The following is a 4298-nucleotide window of genomic DNA, read 5'->3' as shown; positions in this document are numbered from 1 at the left end:
GGTTTATTCTTCTTTCGGAACGTATTTATCCCCAGATTTAATGATCGGCTTATTCAGGAACTGAAACATCTCGATGTTATCATCAATCATCTGTTCAATGAGTTCGACGGTGAGTTTTTCGGGGAAGTTGTAGCCCTTCATCTCCATCAGGACGTGCATGGAGGTGAATTCTGTGAAGCCTTTTGAGTACCCAAGTCGCCAGATACGCGACTTGACCGCATCAAGAATCTTCTGTTTACTTTCGTCTGATAAATCTTCAACACGCATAACACGTTTAACACGCTTATCGCTTTCTTGTTGGTTTTCACTTTTTTTTAGATTTTCTGGTGATCTTTTTGTTCGCGAAACAAATAAAGGAATTGCGTGTTGTGCGTGTGAATTACAGGTTTTTTCATCTGCAGGGTTCGAGTAGTCTTTGACCTTTATAAACCTCCAGCCACGCATTTTCTTGCCATTTTCGTCGTATAGGTTTTCTGTGTAATCTAATCCGGGTTTAGTCATTAGTTGTGACGTGAATGTCCTTCTTGTCTGCGTTTTGGCGGTGGTATTTCCATCTTCGCAATACTTTAAATAATGTTTATATATTTCATTTCCCCCGATTTGATCGTTCTCATCTGTTGTGATGGTGATCATATCCGTGTAGAACGACTCGATTGAGTCAGCTCCTCTGATGTACAATTTCTCGACTCTCTCGTAGTCATCTATTGTGAGTATGCTATCATCATTTATGATGCGCTCCACGCCCGCCAATGCATGATTCAATATCCCTGAAAGTTCTTCCTCTGTGGTGAGTTTTTCTACCATGTGACGGTCATCTTTTTTGCCTACAAACGTCTGTCTGAACTCTAAAAGACAGACCCGTCGCCAGAACGCGAGTGTCTGGTCTTTTGTCTTTGGCAGTTCGTTCGCCGCATAAATCAGTTTTGCGTGATTGATAAACGTAAATGGCTGACCATACTTTTTTTGTGCTTGTATTACATCTGTACCGGATGATAACGACTTTAATCGACCCGTTTGATACAGTTCCTTACTGGAGAGGTCGCCGACGATGTTTGCCAGCTTACCGTATAGCTCAGCCGGTAAGAACGGATCATCAAGTCGCTGTAGTTCGACCCCGGACACGTTGTGGCTTCCTAAGAACTTCTTTAATACTTCTAACAACGTTCCCTTCCCGTTTGCGCCCTGACCATGAAACATAAACCATTTCTGAATACGATAATCACGTATCAGGCAATATCCGAAGAGATCCTCAATCCGCATCCGGTCAACAGTCTCTGGCAGTATATCCAATAAAAATTGATCGAACGCTGGGCATTCCGCTTCTGGATCATATCGAATTCCGACTTGTGCCATCGAATAGTATTCTGGTGTGTGTGGTTTGAACTCCCGTGTTTTGATGTTCAACAACCCGTTTTCGATGTTGATGAGGTTAATATCATTATCGATCATCTCGCGTTCGATGTATGTGCGTCTGTTGATATGCCCGACCACCTCTCCCACGTCACGTTTGCTTACTTTATGCCCTGCCATAACTTCTTCGATTATTTTACCGATGTATTTCTCGCCATGGGGTTTGTAAAGACCGCCATCATAATATATGGTCTCTTCTGAATCAATGAATGTTAAAAAATATAATCCGGATTCATTGAATATCCAGTCAGCGAATAAATTTGGAGCAAATACCCCTTTTTCGTTTAAAAACATCTCCGCTGGTGGCAAAAAGAATTCGGGTGGTTTGTACGCCGATATAAAAAGATTTTTAAAGCTCTCCACGCTGTGATCTCGCAGGTATTCAGCTAAATCGATTTTATCGACACCAGACGACCTCGGAAGTTCTACTATTGATGCATCAACGCCGTTCTTTATGAGATGTTTCGCAATTGAGTATGCGCCCGCCAACCCCGCTTCGTTTTTCTCGTTGTCCATACATATATAGACTTTTTTAAATTTTTTCACGAGGCGCAGGATTGGAGCATGGTCTTTTTCTCTGAACAGTGTTGTGACCGGACTGACACACGCGAATCCAGCCTGTATCGCCATAATAGCATCCGCTATTCCTTCTGTGATTATACAGTAATCTCCTTCCCCTGACTTCATCGAATCGACGCCGAATATCACATCGTTTCTGACGTATTCGCTGATATATTTAGCTTTCTTTGATCGTGTGCGGAGTTTTTTGAATTTTATTATGTTTCCATTCTTCGTTTTTTCATATTTCGTATCCGGAGTCCACTTCGTTGCTCTTGCGATCATATATCGGACTTGTCCCTGTACCCAATACGGAAAAACGTACCTCCCCTTAAAATATGGGAAGAGGCTAACGTCTCCGGTGAATAACCCCGTCTGGTGCATCTCGTCGAAAGTAAACCCTTGTTTTAATAGATACTCTTCGAGGCTGTGATCTGTTTTTGATATACCTATCCGCATCTTGTCACAGGTGGCTCTTGTAATGCCCCAGCGAGCCTCGATGTCATCATACATCTCATTGGTTAGGTTCGAGTGAAAGTGCTCTGCAGCGGCTGTCATACACTCGAATACGCGGCGTCTCTCGTGGTTCTGCAATTCGCCTGGTATCTCTACTCCTGCATAGTCAGCGGCGATCTGAAGTATTTCATGGAAATCGTTTTTGATGTCTAACCCCTCTCTGTCCGCTATCCAGTCAAAGCAGTCTCCACCACATTTGCAGTGTTGACTGTGGCAATACCACATCCCCTCTGATCGATTGACGACCAGACAATTTCCAGATTCGCTTTGATGCCGGTTTTCGTGCGCGCCGCGGTATTCATCCCCTGAACCCGATAGTTCGCAGTCCAAAGAGATCAGGTCAACTATATCGATCTTACTCTTGATATTCTCGATTGTTTCGTGGCTGGTCATCTGTTTCCAAATTCAAATCTAGCTGATCTCGCTGCAAATGCTGCGGCTCTGGTATCTTCCCAATGAGAGTCTTCTTCCCCATCCGGTTGTGAGTAGAATCGGTGTTCATCCGTCACGTAGCCATGATAATTGGTTAAACAGAAATCTTCGTCGGTTGTGTATACACTTTTTATATTTGTAATGGTTAATCCATCCTCTTCACATTCATAGGCTATGTTTGGGCATCTCGCCCAGTATGGTTTGTCTTCGGGCATGCCGATTAGCATCAGGCAGGGGCACTCCGATAATATCACCAAAGCGTCGCATTTCTCATGTTCCTCTTCAGTGAGTTCGACCGGTTTCACTTCAGCCCACATGTGAACCTGCGGTAACCAAAAATCTGGTAAATAATACCCCGCTTTTCCGAGATCATACCCTTCTTTCTCATATTCGTACTTGATGCCGAGTGTATCAAAGAAGACTGCCCACCGCGCCTCCAGTCGTGATCTGAAACGGTATCCGTTGTACCTCGTTTCGATGGGTTTTATTTTAGCCGCCACGTTCTCACGACCTCTTCTCATCGCGTAAAGCGACAGCTATTTTTATGTGTATATTCAACGATCTTCGCCGCCGTTGTTCTTGGTTTCTGTGCGATCACCCGATTTCTTCATCGCGAGGCGGTGAAGACCGGCGGCGATCAACCGCCGGTGAGATCAAGAAGAGATCGCGCCTTATCCTTGTATCGACAGGTATTTAAACCTTGCCGCACACATCATCACCACTATGCCAGTAACAATCATCTTGCCGACAAAAAACGAAGCACAGTCCATCGCATCCACAATCGCCGCCATCAGAACGATCTGCAAGGACGCGGAGATCGTGGTCGTTGATGGCAGGTCAACAGACGACACCAAAAATATCGCTCGATGGGAACAGCGTGTACCGGTACTCATAGACGACGGTCGAGGCAAGGGGTCCGGGCTCAGGATGGCATTCGAGTGGGTATTGCGAAACGGCGATGGGGACGTAATCTTTGTTGACCCCGATGGCAGCTATCCGCTGTACCTACTACCCGAGTTCATCGAGCATCTTAAGCACAACGACGTTGTGATCGGCGAGCGAACGCACTTCATCGCAGGATCGCTGCCGAGCGTCTTGAGGATTGGTGATTGGCTATCACGTCGATTGTTCCGGCTCCTCTACGGTCAGAAGCTCGATAACATGTCCGGATTCCGCGGGTTGTCCCGCCGCGCGATAGAAAGGATGTGTCTCAGTGAAGATGGATTCGGCATCGAGACAGAGATCACGGCGAAGGCGGTCCGGTTAGGGCTGCGGATCAAGAGCATCCCGATCAACTACTACCCTCGCAAAGGAAAATCGAAGTTCCGACCGCTCAAAGATACTTTTGTGGTTCTGCGGGCGATGTGGCGGTATCGGAAGTG

At 45.8% G+C, this 4298-nt stretch carries 3 protein-coding genes; 1 reads left to right on the top strand and 2 read right to left on the bottom strand.

Translation table 11 applies throughout. The features are described from left to right. Window positions 1–3: 3 nt before the first annotated feature. Window positions 4–2877, bottom strand: coding sequence for a toprim domain-containing protein (locus tag J7K40_06880; GenBank protein ID MCD6162121.1), 2874 nt, complete (start codon window positions 2875–2877; stop codon window positions 4–6). Then, window positions 2874–3437, bottom strand: coding sequence for a hypothetical protein (locus tag J7K40_06875; protein MCD6162120.1), 564 nt, complete (start codon window positions 3435–3437; stop codon window positions 2874–2876). The genes J7K40_06880 and J7K40_06875 overlap by 4 nt, the downstream gene beginning before the upstream one ends. A gap of 202 nt (window positions 3438–3639) precedes the next feature. Between J7K40_06875 and J7K40_06870 the strand changes: the two genes are divergently transcribed. After that, window positions 3640–4298 (top strand): glycosyltransferase (locus J7K40_06870; GenBank protein ID MCD6162119.1); only part of this gene is annotated, 659 nt, incomplete at its 3' end.

It is taken from the genome of Candidatus Zixiibacteriota bacterium (genome assembly GCA_021159005.1).
GTDB lineage: Bacteria > Zixibacteria > MSB-5A5 > UBA10806 > 4484-95 > JAGGSN01.
The sequence above is the reverse complement of the archived record's forward strand: the minus strand, read 5'-3'. Positions and strand labels throughout refer to the sequence as shown.